Here is a 16021-nt window from a genome sequence, read left to right as displayed (position 1 = left end):
GAGCAGCCCTGTCAGGAGGCGCCGCTGCCCGGCAGTTAGCCGCACGCCCTGCTGGGGCCTCTTCCGGCGCACGCTGCTCATTACCAACGCAGCGTACCCCTGAACGGAATTACTCCGGTTGGCTTAGCGAATCCCCGCCCGGAGCGCGCGGACTGACGTCACTCAGCCTCACCTTGCAACGGGGAGGGGGCTCAGGGCGGCGACGAAAGGACGGGGGCGCAGGATTGTTGGCGGTTGCGCCAGTACGGCGCTCCGGGCCAGCGGCGCTCCAGGCGGTAGTAGCCCTCGCGGATGCGCAGGTGCTCCTGGAACTCGTGCCGCGTTCGCGCCTCGTGGAGGCGCAGCGCGGCGGAGTCACCCCGGAGGTACCGGCTCACCACGTCGGCGGCCTGATTCGCGGTGCGCAGGGCCTGGGACGTGCCCTGCGAGGATAGCGGATCCAACATGCACGCGGCGTCGCCCACCGCGAGCCAGTCCTCGCCGTGCAGCCGGTCCAGGCAGGCGACGTTCGCGGACACCGCGCGCAGGGGCTCGCCGGTGAAGACACATGCCTCCAGGCGGCGGCGCGTCTCGGGCGCGCGCTCCATCCGCGCACGCCATGCCTCGGCGTCCTCCGGCATCAACCCCTGGAGCGAATCCTTGTCGCCCATCAGCCCGAAGACGACCTGGTCGCCGGGCATCCGCGCGGAGTACCACCAGCCGTCCTCGCACGACTCCACCAGCGTGAGCGCGTCCACGGTGCGGCCGGGCTGGAGCGCGAATGTGCCGCACAGGCCGGAGGTGCGGTCCACCGTGTGACGCCGGGCCCCCTGCGACGTGGCGAAGACGGCGCTCCGGCCCGTGGCGTCCACGACGAAGCGCGCGTCCACGAAGTCGCGGGGCGCATCACCCTCCGTGGGAACGAAGAGGCGGTGGCCGCCGGTCTCCAGGGGCGTCCAGTCCGTCACCGCCGAGCCGATGCGCACGTCGACGCCGAAGCGCATCGCCTCGTCCGCGAGCATCCGGTCGAACCGGGAGCGGTCCAGGTGCCAGCCCGTGCCCCAAGGCGAGCGCAGGTGATCATTGTCGCCCAGCGCGGAGTCTCCCCAGCGCGAGCACGAACCCATGGAGCGCAGGTGGCCCTGGCGCGCGAAGGCCTCCCAGACGCCCAACCGCGCCAGCAACCGCCGGCTGTCCGGAGGCAGTGTCTCGCCCAGGCGGGGCTGCGCGTAGGTGGAGCGCTCGAAGAGGACGACGCGCAGGCCCGAATGCCTGCACAAGGCCAGCGCCAGCGCCGCCCCCGCGGGACCGCCGCCCAACACGGCGACGTCATACCGGATGGTGTCCAAGGCTCAGGCCGTCCCGTCCGCGTGTGCCAGCGGCCGACGCTCGACCTCCAGGAATTGGGGCATGCCCGCCCCACTGCACCCGGCGTACCAGCAAGCGACAGATGACTGCCCGTGGGGTTCTCGAGGCGCGGTGGCCACCGGACGCGTCAGGGGGTGCGTCCGCGACGTGTCAGCCGGGGGATGACGCGTCAACGCGCCTGACCCGGGCGGGACAATCAGCGAGGATGGTCCGCATGAAAATCTGGGTCGATGCCGATGCGTGTCCGGGGCCCGTGCGGGACATCCTGCTGCGCGCCGTGCAGCGCGTGAAGGTGCCCATCGTCTTCGTGGCGAACAAGCCGCTGGCGCTGCCGCGGCTGGCGTACGTGTCCACCGTGCAGGTGGGCGCGGGGCTGGACGTGGCGGACCGGCACATCGCCACGTCCGCGGAGGCCGGGGACCTGGCCGTCACGCAGGACATCCCGCTGGCCGCGCTGCTCGTCCCCAAGGGCGTCGTGGTGATGGATCCACGAGGGGAGCTCTTCACGCCGGAGACCATCGACGAGCGGCTGTCGATGCGGAACTTCATGCAGGAGTTGCGCGACAGCGGCGTGAACACGGGCGGCCCCGGCGGCTTCTCACCGCAGGACCGCCAGCAGTTCGCGGCCACGCTGGACCGCGAGCTGACCCGGCTGGTGAAGCAACAGGGCTGAAGGGGACAGAGCCTAATGGCCGGCGCCGCCGCTGCCCTCCGCGGGAGGCGTGCCGGTGGACGGCGCCACGGGGCTCGTGCCGATGCCCTTGTTGCGGTTCCAGGCCTCCGGGATGATGTCCAACCGCGCGCCGGGGTTCTGTGACGGCACGACTTCCGGGGCCAGGTTGTCCACGCCGCGCATGTCGATGCCGCCTGAGCCACCCGTGCCCACCTCGTTGGCGTCCACGCATTTGAAGTCCTCCGGCTTCGAGGACTTCTCGATGCCCGTGCCTCCGGTGGCTTCCGCGTTGGCCTGGGCCTCGGCGCCCGCGGTTCCGTAGAAGTTCAGGTCATGCTCGCGCAGCATCTCCTGCGTGCGAGGCGACTCCTCCGAGTCCCAGGACATCTCGTCGCTGGCGAATGCCTCGGACGGGGACTCCTGTGCAACGGACGCGGTCTGCGTGGCACAGCCGCCCAGCAGGAGCGCGGTCATCGAGGCCATGAGCGGAAGCTTCATCGGGATGTCCTTTAGAAGTGTCGTCCGCCTCTCAAGTTGGAGGCACTCGCGGCGGGGGCAAGCGACGGGGAGCCAGCCGGGCCAGCGACCCCGTTCCAGGCCGGGGCCGCTCTCAGTGGTTCACGGACGCATCGCCCGCGTGCAGGCAGGCCAGCGCCGCCACGGTGAGTGACTCGCAGCCGCCGCGCAGCGAGCCCTCGCGGTCCGGGGCATAACCGCTGGAGTGCGGCCCTGGCACGTGCGCCATCTTCTCCTGCGGCGTCGCGCCCGGTGCCTCCTCCCAGGCCTTTCGCGGCGTGATGCCCATGAACCAGTACGCGGTGGGCACGGGATGTTCCGGCCCCTGGGCGAAGAAGGGGAAGTCCTCGCTCGCGGTGGCGAGCACCCCCGGAACCAGTGCGTCGCGCCCGAACCATTCCGCGTGCGCGTCCCGGACTCGGCGCATGAGCTCCGGGTCGTTGCGGTTCACCGGCCCGCGGTTCAGGACCTCCACCTGGGGAGCCCTCGGCGCGCCCGACGCCGCGGCCTCGCCCTTCGCGATGCGCTCGATGGCCGCGAGAACCCGCTCCTGCACCGCGGCATCCTCCGTGCGCACTGTCAGCTCCAGCAGGGCTTCGTCCGGAATCACGTTGGCGCGAGTCCCCGCATGGAAGGCCCCTACCGTCACCACCGCGGCTTCCAGCGGCGACAGCGCGCGCGACACGATGGTCTGCAGGCGCATCACCACGCTGGCCCCCAGCACCACGGGGTCCACGGACAGCTCCGGCAGCGCGCCATGCGCTCCCCGGCCGAAGAGGCGCAGGCGCACGTGCGCGGAGCCCATCATCGTCACGCCCTCGCGGTGCATGAAGGTGCCCACCGGCAGCGGCGCCGTGTGCTGGCCCAGCACCGCGTCCGGCGTGCCGAAGCGCGAGTAGAGCCCGTCATCCAGCATCGCCTTCGCGCCCTGGAAGGTCTCCTCCGCCGGCTGCCCCACCACCATCACCGTGCCGCGCCACGCATCGCGCGAGCGCGCCAGCACCGCCGCCGTGCCCACCAGGCACGCGGTGTGGACGTCATGGCCGCACGCGTGCATCACCGGCTCGCCGTCCTCCGTCCGCACGCGGCTCGCGTAGGGCAGCCCCGTCTTCTCCTCCACGGGCAGCGCATCCATGTCCCCGCGCAGGAGCACCGTGGGCCCGTCGCCGTTGCGCAGCAGGCCCACCACGCCGTGGCCGCCCACGTCCCTGCTCACCGCGTAGCCCTCCGCCTCCAACCGGCGCGCCACCTGGGCGGCCGTGCGCGCTTCCTGGCCGGACAGCTCCGGGTGTTCGTGCAGGTCTCGATAGAGCGCGTCCACGTCCGGCAGCACTTCGTCCCAATGCGCGAGGACGCGCCGGGCGCGGGCCCGGAGGACAGAAGGGGTGGACCCCACGACGGACTGGGGGTGGGCGGCGTCATTCATGGCGGTGTGCTCCCGTCCCGGACGCGAGGAGGAGGTACCGAGGGCATCCGGGTACGGCTCAAGGTGGAAGCCGCTCGCGGGGAATCACAGAGGATGGGCGGGGAGGCAGGCGGGGGCACGGCTTCGTGCGCCGCCTCCCCCACCCTCCGGGGGACCGTGGGCCTCCGAGGCACCGCCTGTCCGTTCGTTGTTCGCCCCTCCCCCCAAGGTCACCTTCTGGCTGCGCACACGACACATGAAGGGAGCGGTCATGAGGCGAAGCATCGCGTTGGGGCTCTGCCTGGCAGGACTGACGGGTGGCGCCGCCAGAGCCCAGGACCCACCGTCGGACGCGCCCACGCGGATGGGACGGGTGGATTGGCAGGGCCCCTACTTCCTCCTCGGATTGGGCGTGGAGGGCTACACGGGCAAGCTCGCGCCCAACCTGGATCCAGGGCCGTCGTATGGCGTCGTCGTAGGCTACCGCGCCAATGACTACGTGGGCCTGGAGCTGGGCTACAGCGGCGGCGTGAGCAGCCTGTCCGTCGCGGACAGCTCCGACTTCTTCGGCACGCCGGACCTCGTGCGAAACGGAGCGCAGGCGGCGCTCACGATTGGCTTCACCCCCACCCGGCTGCAGCCCTATGTGCTCGGGGGCATCGGCGTCGAGCGCTACTCGGTGCGCGAGGGCAGCTTCTTCCGGTTCTTCGACGACACCGGGGGCTACGCACCCGTGGGCGCGGGCGTGCGCTTCAAGATCAACCCCCAGCTCACCGCCGAGGTGCGAGGCAGCTACAGCTTCCTCTTCGGGCAAAACTTCGCGCCCTCGCAGGACATTGGCGCGGGGGACGGCCGCTACTCGGGCCTGCTGATGATTGGCGGCAGCTATTGAGGCACGCCTGGTGCACGGCCGCGATGAACGGCGCGGGACGCGCACTCCGAGCGTTCCGCACGGGAGTTCCGGGTCCTGGCACGCGTGCCGGCGCGCTTGCGAGCAAGGGTGGAGGACCTGGATTCCCAGACGCCCTGACCCCAGGGTGGCCGGCGCGTCCCGAACGAGATGAGCGGCGTGTCACTGGCGGCCGGGGCGCGGCTTGCTAGCATCGGGTGCACTCCCCCCGCTGAAAGCCGACTCCGCTGAACGCCACCGAACCGCGCCATCTGGCCGGCCTGGACCTGCTCCGGGGCCTGGCCATCCTCGTCGTCGTCGTCTACCACTACCCCCGCCCCCAGGGTCACGAGGCCTTCCAGGCGTTCGCCAACTTCGGCTGGACGGGCGTGGAGCTGTTCTTCGTGCTCAGCGGCTTCCTCATCGGCTCGCAGCTCCTGGAGCCGGTGTCGCGCGGTGAGACGCCGTCACTGCGGCGCTTCTACCTGCGGCGCTCGCTGCGCATCCTTCCGTCCTTCCTCGTCGTGCTGGGCCTCTACCTCTTCGTGCCAGCCTGGAGCGAGCGGCCCCTGGTGACGCCCGCGTGGCGGTTCCTCACCTTCACGCAGAATTTCGGCCTGCGCATCAACGGCTTCTCCCACGCGTGGTCCCTGTGCGTGGAGGAGCACTTCTACCTGGTGCTGCCTCTCACCGTGCTCGCGCTGCGTGGACGCCTTCGCGCGCCGTCGCTCATCGCGCTCGCGGTGGCCGTGATGGGCGGAGGCATGCTCCTGCGCGGCGGGCTGTGGCTGCACCACTTCTCCGCGCTCGGGCCCGCTGATCCGGGGTGGCGCGACTTCGACATGCTGCTCTACTACCCGACGTACGCGCGGCTCGACGGGTTGACGTGCGGCGTGCTGCTCGCGGCCTTGCGCGTCTTCCGGCCACAGGCCTGGGAGCGCTGGACTCGCGGCGCCCGCGCGCGGGGGATGGCCGTCGTGGGACTCGCGTGTCTGGGCGGCGTCCTCTTCATCAACGAGGAGCACTTCCGCTACCTCCCCTATGTCCTGCTGTCGTTCCCCCTGGCCGCGCTGGGCTTCGCGGCGCTGGTGCTGGCGCTGGCGGGCCCCGCGGCCTCGCGCGTCTGCGCCCGCATCCCGGGCGTGAAGACCTTCGCGGTCCTGAGCTTCACCGTCTACCTCACGCACAAGGCCGTGCAGCACGGCGTGCGGGACGCGCTGGCGCCCCATGGGATGGACGCGTTCCACGTCGTCACGGTGTTGGGCGGCGCCGTGGCGGTGCTGCTCGCCTCGCTCGCGCTGCACCATGGCGTGGAGCGGCCCGCGCTGAAGTGGCGGGAGCGGCTGGAGCGGGGGCTCACCTCCCGGAAGCCCCAGGCGCGGCCCGCCGTTCCCTGAAGGCGGCCCGCGCTTCTGCGCGACAGAAGCCGCGCAAGGGGGCGGGCCTGGGCCCGGGCGTCGCGTGCGCGCTAGACCTCGCGCATGCGCCCCTTCCTGACGGCGACGTGGCGGTACCTGCTGATGCTCAACTACGAGGTGGACCCGGCGGTGCTGCGGCCCCTCGTCCCCCGTGGCACGGAGCTCGACGCGTGGCAGGGCCGCACGTTCGCGAGCATGGTCGGCTTCCGCTTCCTCGACACGCGCGTGCGGGGACTCGTGGTGCCGTTCCACCGGGACTTCGATGAGGTGAACCTGCGCTTCTACGTGCGCCGCCTGGGCCCCGAAGGCTGGCGGCGCGGCGTGGTGTTCGTGCGCGAAATCGTGCCCCGGCTCGCCATCGCCACCGTGGCGCGAGTCCTCTACAACGAGCCCTACGTCGCGCACCCCATGCGCCACGCCGTGAACATGGACGGCGCGGACACCGGCGCGCCCGGCCACGTCGAGTACGCCTGGAAGTCCCACGGCCGCTGGCACCAGCTGTCGGCCCGGACGCTCGGCACGCCGTCCGAGAGCGCCCCCGGCTCCCAGGAGGAGTTCATCACCGAGCACTACTGGGGCTACACCGCCCAGCGCGACGGCGGCTGCGCCGAGTACCGCGTGGAACATCCCCGATGGAGCGTCTGGCGCGCCCAGGAGACCTCCTTCGACTGCGACGTGGCCCGCTTCTACGGCCCCGCCTTCTCCGAATGCCTCCGGGGCACGCCCCACTCCGCCTTCGTGGCCACCGGCTCGGAAGTGTCCGTCTTTCCTGGAAATGAACTCCAGCCCTTGCCAGCGCCGTAGAAATCAATATTCTTAATCTCGAAATTGATTTTCTGAATAACCAACCATGACAACCTCCAAGTCCACCTGGCCCGTGCCCACCCGCTGCCCCGTCTGTGGAGGCGGCACCGTCATCGAACGGGTTCGCTGCGACGGGTGCGCGTCCGCGGTGGAGGGGCGCTTCACGACGGGCTGGGTGCAGCAGCTGTCGCCGGAGCAGCTCGCGTTCGTGCGCGTGTTCATCGCGTGCCGGGGGAAGATCAAGGACGTGGAGCAGGCGCTGGGCCTCTCCTATCCGACGGTGGTGGCGCGGCTGGACGACGTGGTGGAGGCCCTGGGCCAGGCGCCCGGAGGCCCGCCGCCTCCCGCGCCTCCTCCTCCGCCACCTCCGCCTCGGGAGCGCGGCGCTCCGCGCCGGGCGCAGATTCTCGATGACCTCGCGGCCGGGCTCATCGACGCGGACGAGGCCGCTCAACGTCTCAAGAAGGCACGGGAGTAACCACCCATGATGGACCCTGAAGCCACGCCGTCCTCCGACGCCTCGTCCTCCTCGCGCGACGGCACCCAGCGCCACGCGATTCCGTGGGGACAGCACGCGGAGCTGGTGCTGCACGCGCCCGCCGCCACGCTCGTCGTGTCGCCGCTGCCGGAGGGAGAGAAGCCCTACCTGGTGACGCACGGCCGGGTGGAGACGCGCATCCAGGAGCACGGCCGGGTGACGAAGGTGGAGCTGCTGCCGCGCGAGGCGGGCTTCCTGTCACTGTTCTGGCGCCACGGCGGACAGGCGGAGCTGTTCGTGCCGCCCGACGTGCGCGCGAAGCTCCTGCTGGACGCGGGCGCGGTGCGCATCTCCGGACTGAAGGACTGCGAGCTGGAGCTGAACACCGACGCGGGCACGGCGAGCCTGCGCGACGTGCACGGCAAGCTGACCCTGCGCACGGGCGCGGGCCGCATCATCGGCGAGCGCGTGGGCGGCACCCTCCACGTCCACGCCGCCGCGGGCGCGGTGAAGCTGGACGTGGACGCGCTGGACGTGGGCGAGCACCGCATCGGGACGCAGGTGGGCGCGGTGGAGCTGCGCCTGGTGCCCGGGCTGGATGTGAACATCTCGGCCCATACATCGCTGGGCTCGGCGCAGACGCGCTACCCGTCCAACCCCCAGGCGGCGACGACGATCCTGCTGGAGACGGAGCTGGGCTCGGTGCGCATCCGCGAGTCGGGCCGTTCGCGCGGCGAGGACGCGGAAGCCTGGGAGGAGGACTCCATGCGCTGGCAGCGGCAGGCGGAGCGCTGGCAGCGCCGCGCCGAGCGCCACGCGAACCAGTGGGCCCACGCCTGGGCGAACTCGTGGGGCGCGCCGCCCTGGGCGGGCCAGGGGTCCCAGCACCACCGGCCTCGGCCGCCCGCACCGCCCCCTCCGCCCCAGTCCCAGGGCATCCCCGATGAGGAGATGCGCCGCGTGCTGGACCTGGTGGAGGCCGGCAAGCTCAGCGCGGAGGACGCCCAGAAGCTGCTCAAGGCGATGCAGCGGTGAGGATCATCCCGCACGCGCCCATCCCCAACTCTTCCATTCCGCGTGCGCCGGGCCCTTCACGACTGCTGTACGAGGTGCCCGACGGCAGGTGGGGCTGGGACTCCCTCCTTGCGGCGATGGATGAGACGATCCGCTGGTGCGCGCCCCGGGCGACGTTGGACGCGCCAGCCACCTGCCTGCGCACGCCTGCCTTCCAGCCTCGGGTGATGGTGGATCCGGATCGCTTCAATCTGATGGATCGGATCATCAGCAGCCGGCACCACGCCCTGCGTGGCAGCCCGCCGCTGAGCGGAAGGGAACGTCTTCAGGGAGGTCGGCTGCTCGTGTTCTTCCCGGATGACACCCTTTCCGACGGCGTGTCCGACCAGGTGACCCGGGGATTCTTCGACGAGCACAACGTGCCGCCCTGGGACACCTGGGTCGGCATGTTCCGCGAGGACCCCGAGTCCGACACCCAGTCGGCGGACTACCTCATCGCCTGGGTGCCACCGGTGTTCCTCGACTCCGTGGCTCAGGGCATCTTCGTGAACCCCGAGCAGTGCATCCAGTGGCTGGAGGACTCCACCACGATGATGGCGAAGCGGCTGAAGGACCTGACCACGCCCTGAAGCCACTCAGGCGCCCTGGGTGAGGAAGCGGAACGGACGCACGCAGTCCTCGCGCGTGCAGCGGAAGAGGTAGCCCCGGCCGTTGTCGCCGAAGTCCAGGCCGAACGGCATCGCGGCCAGCTGCGCGACGAAGCGCATGGGCGCGTCACAGCACTCCGGCGTGGCCTCGCCGTTGAGCCACCCGGGCACGCCGCCCACCTTGCTCTCCGGCGCCTCCGCCTGCGCGCGGTCCAGCGCCAGGAGCTGCTCCTCGGTGGCCTCGTTGACGTCCACCGACAGGGCCTCGGTGTCCTCGGTGGCGGGCTCGAAGCCGAGCGTCCACTCCGCGTACGGCTTCACCGGCCCCGGCGGCGCGCTCACGGACGGCGCGCCCGCATTCACCGGCACGGCCGCGTTGGCCCCCTCCTCCGGGTCCCAACGGAAGCAGACGGTGTCGGGGTTCTCGCACTGGAAGACGTGGACCGACGCGTGCGGCGCCAGGTCCAGCCGTCCTTCGACGTGCGGCAACTGGAAGAGGAAGCGCTGGGGCCCGCCGCACATCGCGCAGGCGGGCCACTCCAGGGATCCCGGCGCCTCGGGCGTGCCCCCCACCTTCAGCAGGGGGACACCGGTGCGGCCAGGGACGAGCGCCCACAGGGGCGCGAGGGGACGGGACATGCCCCGGACTCTAGAAGTCCGCGATGCGGTCGGCCAGCGACGCGTCGTCCACGAAGGGGTTGCGGTTCTGCTGGTAGGTCTCGATGGCGTCGTTGCGCGCGACTTCCGCCGCGTCCACCTTGTCCAGCGTGTTCCACTGCTTGAGCACGGCCTCGTCGTCCGCGGGGATGTGCTTGTTGTAGACGGTGGAGAAGTAGAACAGCGCGCGCGCCACGTTGCCCTTGTGCTCGTCGGGCGGCTCGAAGACGGTGCGGCCCTTCTCGTCGGTGCCGAACTTGGCGCCGTTCTCCTCCCACTTCACGTTCTTCACCGTGCCGAAGGGCCAGTTTCCCCGGATGGAGTTGGCCTTGCTGTCGGTGGGGAACAGGTGGTGCAGATCCGCCTTCGCCGCGCCCGTGGCGCCCTTGGACTGGGGCCAGGTGTGCTCGGTGTTCATCACGTTGCTGTTGGGGATCTTGTTCGTCGCCACTTCCTTGCCCGTGTAGACGCACTTCACCTTGCCGTCGTGGTTGTCGAGCGTGGTGAAGATGATCTTCCGGGCCTGGTTGTAGCCCAGGTCCTTGTGCTTGCTGACCGCGTCGTGCAGGGCGTTGATCAGCGCCTGGTCCTTCAGCCCGTCGTAGCGCGGATCCGACTTGGGCGGCACGTCCTCCACCGGCACCTGCGGCGAGGGAACCGGCGTCGTGGGCGTCGTCGGGGCCTTCTTCGCCGACGCGCCGGCCTCGAACGTGGAGACCGAAGAGAACGCCTTCGGGATGATACGGGCCGTGGAGGTCGTGGCCGACGCGGAGTTCGTCGAGGGGCGGGTCGCGGAGAGCGGGCGGGACGGGATGATCATGACGGCCCTCAAGATTCGAGGTGGGGGATGACCCATTTTCGTCCGGACGTGCCCCCAGTTGCGTGACGCATCGCATTTTCCCTCCGAGCCAGTGGGTTTCTTCCGCCCGACCCGGGACATCCCGGGAAATGCCCCACCGCCGGGCTCCGGAGCCGGGCAAAAGCGGGGCTCATCGACGGCACCAGGACGGCCCGGGGGCCCGTTTCCGGGAGCCGGGCGGCCCGGACGGGGTGCGCGCTATGCCTCCGGGTGTCGCAATCCATGAGGGGGTTTCGTCCATGAAGGTCGTGATTCCGGGTGGCACGGGACAGGTGGGCGCCCTGCTGGCGCGGGCGTTCACCGCGCGAGGGGATGACGTCGTCCTCATCAGCCGGGGAGGCCGAGGCGAGGCGCGCACGGTGTCCTGGGATGGACGCACCCTGGGTGATTGGGCGAAGGAGGTGGATGGCGCCGACGCGGTCATCAACCTGGCGGGACGCAGCGTGAACTGCCGCTACACGGAGGAGAACCTGCGCCAGATGATGGACTCGCGGGTGGATTCCACGCGGGTGGTGGGCCAGGCCATCCAGCAGGCCGCGAAGCCGCCGCGCGTGTGGCTGCAGATGAGCACCGCGACGCTGTACGCGCACCGGATGGACGCGCCCAACGACGAGGCCACCGGGCTCATTGGCGGGAACGAGCCGGGGGTGCCCGCGTACTGGAAGCGCAGCATCGACATCGCGCTGGCGTGGGAGCGCACGCTGGCGGAAGCCAACACGCCCCACACGCGCAAGGTGGCGCTGCGCACCGCGATGGTGATGAGCCCGGACAAGGAGGGCATCTTCGACGTGCTCCTGGGCCTGACGCGCCGGGGGCTGGGTGGCCCCGCGGGCAGTGGGCGGCAATACGTGTCGTGGATCCACGGCCAGGACTTCGTGCGCGCGGTGCAGCTGCTGCTGGAGCGCGACGACCTGGACGGGCCGGTGAACCTGGCCGCGCCGAATCCCCTGCCCCAGCGCGAGCTGATGGCGAAGCTGCGCGAGGCGGCGCACGTGAGCGTGGGGCTGCCGGCGGCGAAGTGGATGCTGGAGGTGGGCGCGTTCTTCATGCGCACGGACACGGAGCTGCTGCTCAAGAGCCGTCGCGTGGTGCCTGGCCGGCTGCTGGACGCGGGATTCACCTTCGAATATCCCGACTGGGGGACCGCCGTGACGAACCTCGTCGAGCGCTGGCGCGCCGGGAGCGGGCCCGTCCGGAGCTGACCGTGTCCACGAAGCAGTACCGCGTCCGCTGGGGTCGCATCGCCGCGCTGGGGCTCGCCCTGGGCGCGCTGGGTACGGGCGGCTTCACGGCGGCGCGAGGCCTTCGCACGGCCCAGGCGCTGTTGCACCCGGCGCGCGTCCCGGTGACGCGGCCCTCCGGCCCGGACGCGCTGCCGGGCCTGGAGGACGTGTCCTTCGAGGCCGCGGGGCGGAAGCTCCAGGGGTGGTACGTCCCATCGCGCGACGGGACGGCGGTGGTGCTGGTGCATGGCTTCGCTGACAACCGCACGCGGCTCCTCTTCGAAGCCCGGGTGCTGTCGGAGGCGGGGCACGGCGTCCTGCTCTTCGACCTGCACGGCCAGGGCGAAAGCGAAGGCGACGCGATTGGCTGGGGCGACGGCGAGCGCGAGGACGTGCGCGCGGCCCTGGCCTTCGTGCGGGCCCGGCCGGACGTCACCCCGGGGCGCGTGGGCCTGTTTGGATTTTCCATGGGCGGGACGGCGGCCCTGCTGGTGGCGCAGGAGGACGCGCGGGTGAAGGCGGTGGCGGCGGTGGGAGCGTTCCCGGACCTGGCGGGGGACATGGGCTCCCACTACGGCCTGAGCACCTGGGCGGTGCTGTGGGGGCTGCGCCGTTCCGGCATCGACGTGGACGCCGTGCGGCCCGTGGACGGCATGTGCCGCCTGGAAGGCCGGCCGCTGCTGCTCATCAACGGCGGCAGCGACCCGGACGGTCCCCAGAAGCTGGACGGCCGCCTCTACCGCGCCGCCTGCGAGCCCCGCGAGCAGTGGCTGGTACCCCAAGCAGCCCACGGCGAGTACGCCCGGAAGGACCCCGAAGGCTACGCCCGCCACCTGCGCGACTTCTTCGCCCGCGCCCTCTGAGTGCTGTCCCCGGGTGACGAGGTCCAACCGGCCGTCTCACTCTCGGCGGCCCTTGGCGACGAACTCCCCGCGGCTGTGGATGCCGGTCTTCTCGAACAGCGACTTGATGTGGACCTTCACCGTCTCCACGGAGCACCCCAACCGGGAGGAGATCTCCTTGTTCGCCAGCCCCTCGTGAAGACAGTCCGCCACGCGTGACTCCTGGGCGGTGAGCTTCTCCTTCCAGTCCGGACGCAGCCAGTGGACCCGCTCGTGCATGCGCACCTGCCACAGGTTGCGGCCCCCCCAGCTGACGGCGGAGGGACTGAACGTCACGTCCAGCCGGTCCGCGCCGCGCTCCAGCGTGAGGGACTCCAGCCGTGGATCCACCGCGACATCGAAGCGGGACAGCGCCCTCACCCGCTCCGCCCAGGCGCGGGGAACCCCGTCGCTGAGCTCGTGGGGCGCGAACCACTGCTCCAGCAGCGGAATGGCCGGCCCCGTGTCCGCCACCTTCCGCCCCAGGCTGTTGAGCACCAGCACCGGGTTCGCTCCCATCGCGATGGCCTTCAGCAGGTCCCGCTCGAAGCGGACGGCGTAGAGCTCCTGGAGCCGCGCCACCGCCCGGGAGATGTACGGGATGATCTGCTGCAGGAACCACTGCGCCCGGAGCGTGAAGGGCCGGGAGGATTCCCGGTACATCGCGACGCCGCCCTTCAGGTCCTGCTCCGTGAAGAGGAGTGACGCCAGCACGCGCTTGAGCTTCAGCCCCGCGCCCTGGCTGCGCCGGAAGGTCTCCGTCTCCACCAGCGGCTGCCCCCGCAGCATCTGGACGTCGCTGAGCACCAGGTTGGGCTGCGCCACCGTGGCGCGGAAGACGAAGTCCTCCTGCACCCATTCCGCGTAATCCTTGAGGAGGGGGTGGACGGTGTCCGTCTTCCACTGCACCCCCGCGGTCCCATCCGGATTCGCGCAACCCACCGCCAGGTGGTCCGCCTCACAGAGCGAGAGGAGCGCCCGGGAGAGGGCCTCGTAGACATCCTCCAGCGTCCGGGCGTTGCCCAGCGCTTCCTTCAGCTCCGCGACCAACGCCTGCTCATGCGACAGGAACTTCCGCGCCTTGCCCATGGGTACAACCCCCGTTTGCAATACCCATCAAGTATTACGAGGGCTGAAACAGGGCCCATCCCTCCAAAGAGGTATGACAGGCCTGTCGGAAGCGCCTTTCCGCTCGCTGACGGGGCGGCGACGCCGGGCTGGACGGCTCCCCCCCTGGCAGGTCAGCCTGGACATCCTTGGAGGATGCAACCCACATGGCCGCCCCGCTGCCCCCTGAAGCCCAGTTCCATATCGAGGTCATCAAGCTCCTGCTCCAGGTGGCCACCAGCGACGACCGCGTCACCCGCGAGGAGATTGATTCCATCATCGACACCGCGCGCGGCTTCAGCGTGCCGCTGACGGAGCTCAGCACCCTCACCCGCTGCCTCCAGGAGGGCCATCCGCTCCCGCCGCCGAACCTGGGCATCTTGCGCGAGGACCCCAGGGCCGTCCTCGACGCCGTCCACACGCTCATCGCCGGCGACGGCCACGTGCACGAGTCGGAGATCGCCATGGCCCGGCAGATCCGCGAGCTGCTCGGCATCGCTCCCTGAAGCCTCTCACGGGCGGCCCCAGGCCCGGGCCGCCACGCACCGCTCTTCACGTCACGCCGGCATCTGCAATGGGTGCCCGTCCTTGTGCTCGGGCGCGCCCGCGAGTCTGCGGGTGAGCCGGCGGCGCACGACGTCCACGTGCTCGCGGAAGAAGTACAGGTTCTCCGCGTAGGCGATGGGCACCGCGATGCGGTTCACCTCGCGCTCGGCTTCCTCCAGCCGCTTGAGCATGGCCTGGAGCATCTCCTGATCCGGGTCCTCCTCCAGCTGGATTTCAATCTCCTTCAGCCGCGCGTACCACCTGTGGATGCGCGAGCGAACCCGCCACAGGAACATCGCGGGCACCGCCCGCCCCAGCGGCACCACCACCGCGATGATGGGCACCAGCATCACCCACAGCCGGTCCACCAGGTTCGCCGCCCAGAAGGGCAGGTAGCGCTGCAGCAGCGGAACGCCCGACGCGTAGTAGCGCTTCGCCTCGCTGCTCAGCGCGAAGCCCGCCGCGAGCGGCGCGGGGAACTCGTTCGTCTTGTCCAGGATGCCCGCCGAGCCGTGGATCTCACTGGCCGCGCGCATCAGCAAGTATGCGAGCGCCGGGTGCAGCGTGTCCTTCGCCAGCAGCAGCGCATTGGGAGAGAGCAGCACCACGTCCTGGTCCGGCACGTCCTTGGCGAAGTCGAACACGCCCCGAGGCAGCACGTGGCGTGACAGGTACGGATAGCGGCGCGTGTACGCCTCCGCGCGATTGAAGCTCAAGAGGCGCACGTCCTTCACCGCGGCCAGCTTCTGGATGCGCGGCGACTCCGCCATGGAGACCAGGAACACCGCGTCCACCTTGCCCTGCGTCAGCGCGTCGATGGCCGCGTCCCGGTCCAACGGCAGCAACTCCGTGGGCGCCGTGTCCACCTTGTTCGCCTGGAGCAGCGTCATCGCCAGCGCGCGCGTGCCGCTCTCCTCGGGCCCCACCGCGATGCGCTTGCCAGCGAGGCCGCGCACGTCGTCCACGGGCTCGCCCCGGTAGAAGACCCACAGCGGCACGTAGGAGAGGCTCCCCAGCGACGCCACGTGCTCCGGCACCTCCTGGCCCTTGCCACCGGTGGTGCCGCTCTGCGCGAAGGCGATGTCCACCCCGCTGTCCTCCGCGCTGAGCAGCGCCACGCTGCCCACGGAGCCCTTCGTGTTGCGCAGCTCCAGCGTCACCCCGTGCTGCGCGAGGAACTTCTGGTAGCGCTTCGCCATGTAGTTGAAGCCGCCCTCTTCCGGCGCCAACGCCATCACCAGGGTCTTGGGCGGCGCGGGCTTGACGAAATAGAACGTCACCGCGAACGCCACCGCGATGAGCAGCGTCGCGGGAGCGACGGCGATCCACAGGTCGCGCCGCAACGTGCGCTTGAGCTGCGCCTTCAACGTGTCCGTCTTCATGAGGCCGCGCAGTATACCGACCGCGCCGTGCGTGGCCCCGCCGTACACCGCGTCGGTCCAGGCAAGCGAGCACGTCACGACCCGGGGGCACTTGGCGCAACCCCTTGCGCGACACACCCTCCCTCCCAGGCCTTATTGAAGGGGTGTGGCATGGGTTGGCGTGGCGGGTGGGTGA

General features: G+C 70.8%; 17 protein-coding genes. 10 read left to right on the top strand and 7 right to left on the bottom strand.

All coding sequences use genetic code 11. The features are described from left to right. Positions 1-191 precede the first annotated feature (191 nt). Positions 192-1328, bottom strand: a complete 1137-nt coding sequence (locus tag D7Y11_RS35730) for an NAD(P)/FAD-dependent oxidoreductase (RefSeq protein WP_126935916.1) — start codon at positions 1326-1328, stop codon at positions 192-194. 233 nt (positions 1329-1561) lie between these two features. Between D7Y11_RS35730 and D7Y11_RS35725 the strand changes: the two genes are divergently transcribed. Then, entirely contained in the window at positions 1562-2020 is a 459-nt protein-coding gene (locus D7Y11_RS35725; RefSeq protein WP_014394487.1) for a YaiI/YqxD family protein, read from the top strand. Between the two features lie 12 nt (positions 2021-2032). On the opposite strand, the gene D7Y11_RS35720 is transcribed toward D7Y11_RS35725, so the two are convergent. Continuing rightward, the gene (locus D7Y11_RS35720; protein WP_126935915.1) at positions 2033-2518 is read right to left on the bottom strand and encodes a hypothetical protein; all 486 of its coding nucleotides are present in this window, start codon (positions 2516-2518) and stop codon (positions 2033-2035) included. Between the two features lie 112 nt (positions 2519-2630). After that, a complete protein-coding gene (locus D7Y11_RS35715; RefSeq protein ID WP_120579278.1) occupies positions 2631-3962 on the bottom strand; it encodes an amidohydrolase in 1332 nt (443 codons plus the stop codon). 250 nt (positions 3963-4212) lie between these two features. On the opposite strand from D7Y11_RS35715, the gene D7Y11_RS35710 reads away from it, so the two are divergent. The 6 genes from D7Y11_RS35710 (at position 4213) to D7Y11_RS35685 (ending at position 9173) form a co-directional block, all read left to right on the top strand. After that, the gene (locus D7Y11_RS35710) at positions 4213-4833 is read left to right on the top strand and encodes an outer membrane beta-barrel protein (protein ID WP_120579277.1); all 621 of its coding nucleotides are present in this window, start codon (positions 4213-4215) and stop codon (positions 4831-4833) included. A gap of 245 nt (positions 4834-5078) precedes the next feature. Next, positions 5079-6227, top strand: a complete 1149-nt coding sequence (locus tag D7Y11_RS35705; RefSeq protein ID WP_306770481.1) for an acyltransferase — start codon at positions 5079-5081, stop codon at positions 6225-6227. A gap of 84 nt (positions 6228-6311) precedes the next feature. After that, complete coding sequence (locus tag D7Y11_RS35700) at positions 6312-7052, top strand: YqjF family protein (protein ID WP_120579275.1); 741 nt, start codon at positions 6312-6314, stop codon at positions 7050-7052. A 46-nt stretch (positions 7053-7098) separates the two neighbouring features. After that, positions 7099-7530 carry a DUF2089 domain-containing protein gene (locus D7Y11_RS35695; protein ID WP_126935913.1) on the top strand — a complete coding sequence of 144 codons (432 nt, stop codon included), beginning with the start codon at positions 7099-7101 and terminating at the stop codon, positions 7528-7530. Between the two features lie 6 nt (positions 7531-7536). After that, complete coding sequence (locus tag D7Y11_RS35690; RefSeq protein WP_121755498.1) at positions 7537-8565, top strand: hypothetical protein; 1029 nt, start codon at positions 7537-7539, stop codon at positions 8563-8565. A 116-nt stretch (positions 8566-8681) separates the two neighbouring features. Then, positions 8682-9173 carry a hypothetical protein gene (locus D7Y11_RS35685; RefSeq protein WP_233605230.1) on the top strand — a complete coding sequence of 164 codons (492 nt, stop codon included), beginning with the start codon at positions 8682-8684 and terminating at the stop codon, positions 9171-9173. A gap of 6 nt (positions 9174-9179) precedes the next feature. Here the strand turns inward: D7Y11_RS35685 and D7Y11_RS35680 are convergent, their stop codons facing one another. Continuing rightward, complete coding sequence (locus tag D7Y11_RS35680) at positions 9180-9830, bottom strand: hypothetical protein (RefSeq protein WP_120579272.1); 651 nt, start codon at positions 9828-9830, stop codon at positions 9180-9182. A gap of 10 nt (positions 9831-9840) precedes the next feature. Then, the gene (locus tag D7Y11_RS35675) at positions 9841-10668 is read right to left on the bottom strand and encodes an endonuclease I family protein (protein WP_120579271.1); all 828 of its coding nucleotides are present in this window, start codon (positions 10666-10668) and stop codon (positions 9841-9843) included. Between the two features lie 278 nt (positions 10669-10946). Between D7Y11_RS35675 and D7Y11_RS35670 the strand changes: the two genes are divergently transcribed. Together D7Y11_RS35670 and D7Y11_RS35665 are read left to right on the top strand one after the other, a co-directional pair. Next, positions 10947-11909, top strand: coding sequence for a TIGR01777 family oxidoreductase (locus tag D7Y11_RS35670; protein ID WP_126935912.1), 963 nt, complete (start codon positions 10947-10949; stop codon positions 11907-11909). Positions 11910-11911: 2 nt separating this feature from the next. Next, complete coding sequence (locus D7Y11_RS35665) at positions 11912-12793, top strand: alpha/beta hydrolase (protein WP_126935911.1); 882 nt, start codon at positions 11912-11914, stop codon at positions 12791-12793. 36 nt (positions 12794-12829) lie between these two features. On the opposite strand, the gene D7Y11_RS35660 is transcribed toward D7Y11_RS35665, so the two are convergent. Then, the gene (locus tag D7Y11_RS35660; protein WP_121755494.1) at positions 12830-13900 is read right to left on the bottom strand and encodes a helix-turn-helix transcriptional regulator; all 1071 of its coding nucleotides are present in this window, start codon (positions 13898-13900) and stop codon (positions 12830-12832) included. A gap of 185 nt (positions 13901-14085) precedes the next feature. Here D7Y11_RS35660 and D7Y11_RS35655 point away from each other — a divergent pair, with 185 nt between their 5' ends. Next, a complete protein-coding gene (locus D7Y11_RS35655; protein WP_169822413.1) occupies positions 14086-14424 on the top strand; it encodes a TerB family tellurite resistance protein in 339 nt (112 codons plus the stop codon). Between the two features lie 51 nt (positions 14425-14475). Here D7Y11_RS35655 and D7Y11_RS35650 read toward each other — a convergent pair whose 3' ends face one another. Beyond that, on the bottom strand, positions 14476-15846 hold the full coding sequence (locus tag D7Y11_RS35650; RefSeq protein ID WP_121776912.1) for a TAXI family TRAP transporter solute-binding subunit: 1371 nt from the start codon (positions 15844-15846) through the stop codon (positions 14476-14478). Positions 15847-16021 lie beyond the last annotated feature (175 nt).

It is taken from the genome of Corallococcus sp. AB018, assembly GCF_003986945.1.
In the GTDB taxonomy this organism is placed as follows: domain Bacteria; phylum Myxococcota; class Myxococcia; order Myxococcales; family Myxococcaceae; genus Corallococcus; species Corallococcus exiguus.
This window is presented reverse-complemented; position numbering and strand designations above follow the sequence as displayed.

Excerpts from the sequence above, each read along its gene's own strand:
- D7Y11_RS35710 (WP_120579277.1), top strand. The coding sequence starts at position 4,213 with ATGAGGCGAAGCATCGCGTTGGGGCTCTGCCTGGCAGGACTGACGGGT.
- D7Y11_RS35675 (WP_120579271.1), bottom strand. The coding sequence starts at position 10,668 with ATGATCATCCCGTCCCGCCCGCTCTCCGCGACCCGCCCCTCGACGAAC.
- D7Y11_RS35690 (WP_121755498.1), top strand. The coding sequence starts at position 7,537 with ATGATGGACCCTGAAGCCACGCCGTCCTCCGACGCCTCGTCCTCCTCG.
- D7Y11_RS35670 (WP_126935912.1), top strand. The coding sequence starts at position 10,947 with ATGAAGGTCGTGATTCCGGGTGGCACGGGACAGGTGGGCGCCCTGCTG.
- D7Y11_RS35715 (WP_120579278.1), bottom strand. The coding sequence starts at position 3,962 with ATGAATGACGCCGCCCACCCCCAGTCCGTCGTGGGGTCCACCCCTTCT.
- D7Y11_RS35655 (WP_169822413.1), top strand. The coding sequence starts at position 14,086 with ATGGCCGCCCCGCTGCCCCCTGAAGCCCAGTTCCATATCGAGGTCATC.
- D7Y11_RS35695 (WP_126935913.1), top strand. The coding sequence starts at position 7,099 with ATGACAACCTCCAAGTCCACCTGGCCCGTGCCCACCCGCTGCCCCGTC.
- D7Y11_RS35680 (WP_120579272.1), bottom strand. The coding sequence starts at position 9,830 with ATGTCCCGTCCCCTCGCGCCCCTGTGGGCGCTCGTCCCTGGCCGCACC.
- D7Y11_RS35725 (WP_014394487.1), top strand. The coding sequence starts at position 1,562 with ATGAAAATCTGGGTCGATGCCGATGCGTGTCCGGGGCCCGTGCGGGAC.
- D7Y11_RS35650 (WP_121776912.1), bottom strand. The coding sequence starts at position 15,846 with ATGAAGACGGACACGTTGAAGGCGCAGCTCAAGCGCACGTTGCGGCGC.
- D7Y11_RS35685 (WP_233605230.1), top strand. The coding sequence starts at position 8,682 with ATGGATGAGACGATCCGCTGGTGCGCGCCCCGGGCGACGTTGGACGCG.
- D7Y11_RS35700 (WP_120579275.1), top strand. The coding sequence starts at position 6,312 with ATGCGCCCCTTCCTGACGGCGACGTGGCGGTACCTGCTGATGCTCAAC.
- D7Y11_RS35660 (WP_121755494.1), bottom strand. The coding sequence starts at position 13,900 with ATGGGCAAGGCGCGGAAGTTCCTGTCGCATGAGCAGGCGTTGGTCGCG.
- D7Y11_RS35720 (WP_126935915.1), bottom strand. The coding sequence starts at position 2,518 with ATGAAGCTTCCGCTCATGGCCTCGATGACCGCGCTCCTGCTGGGCGGC.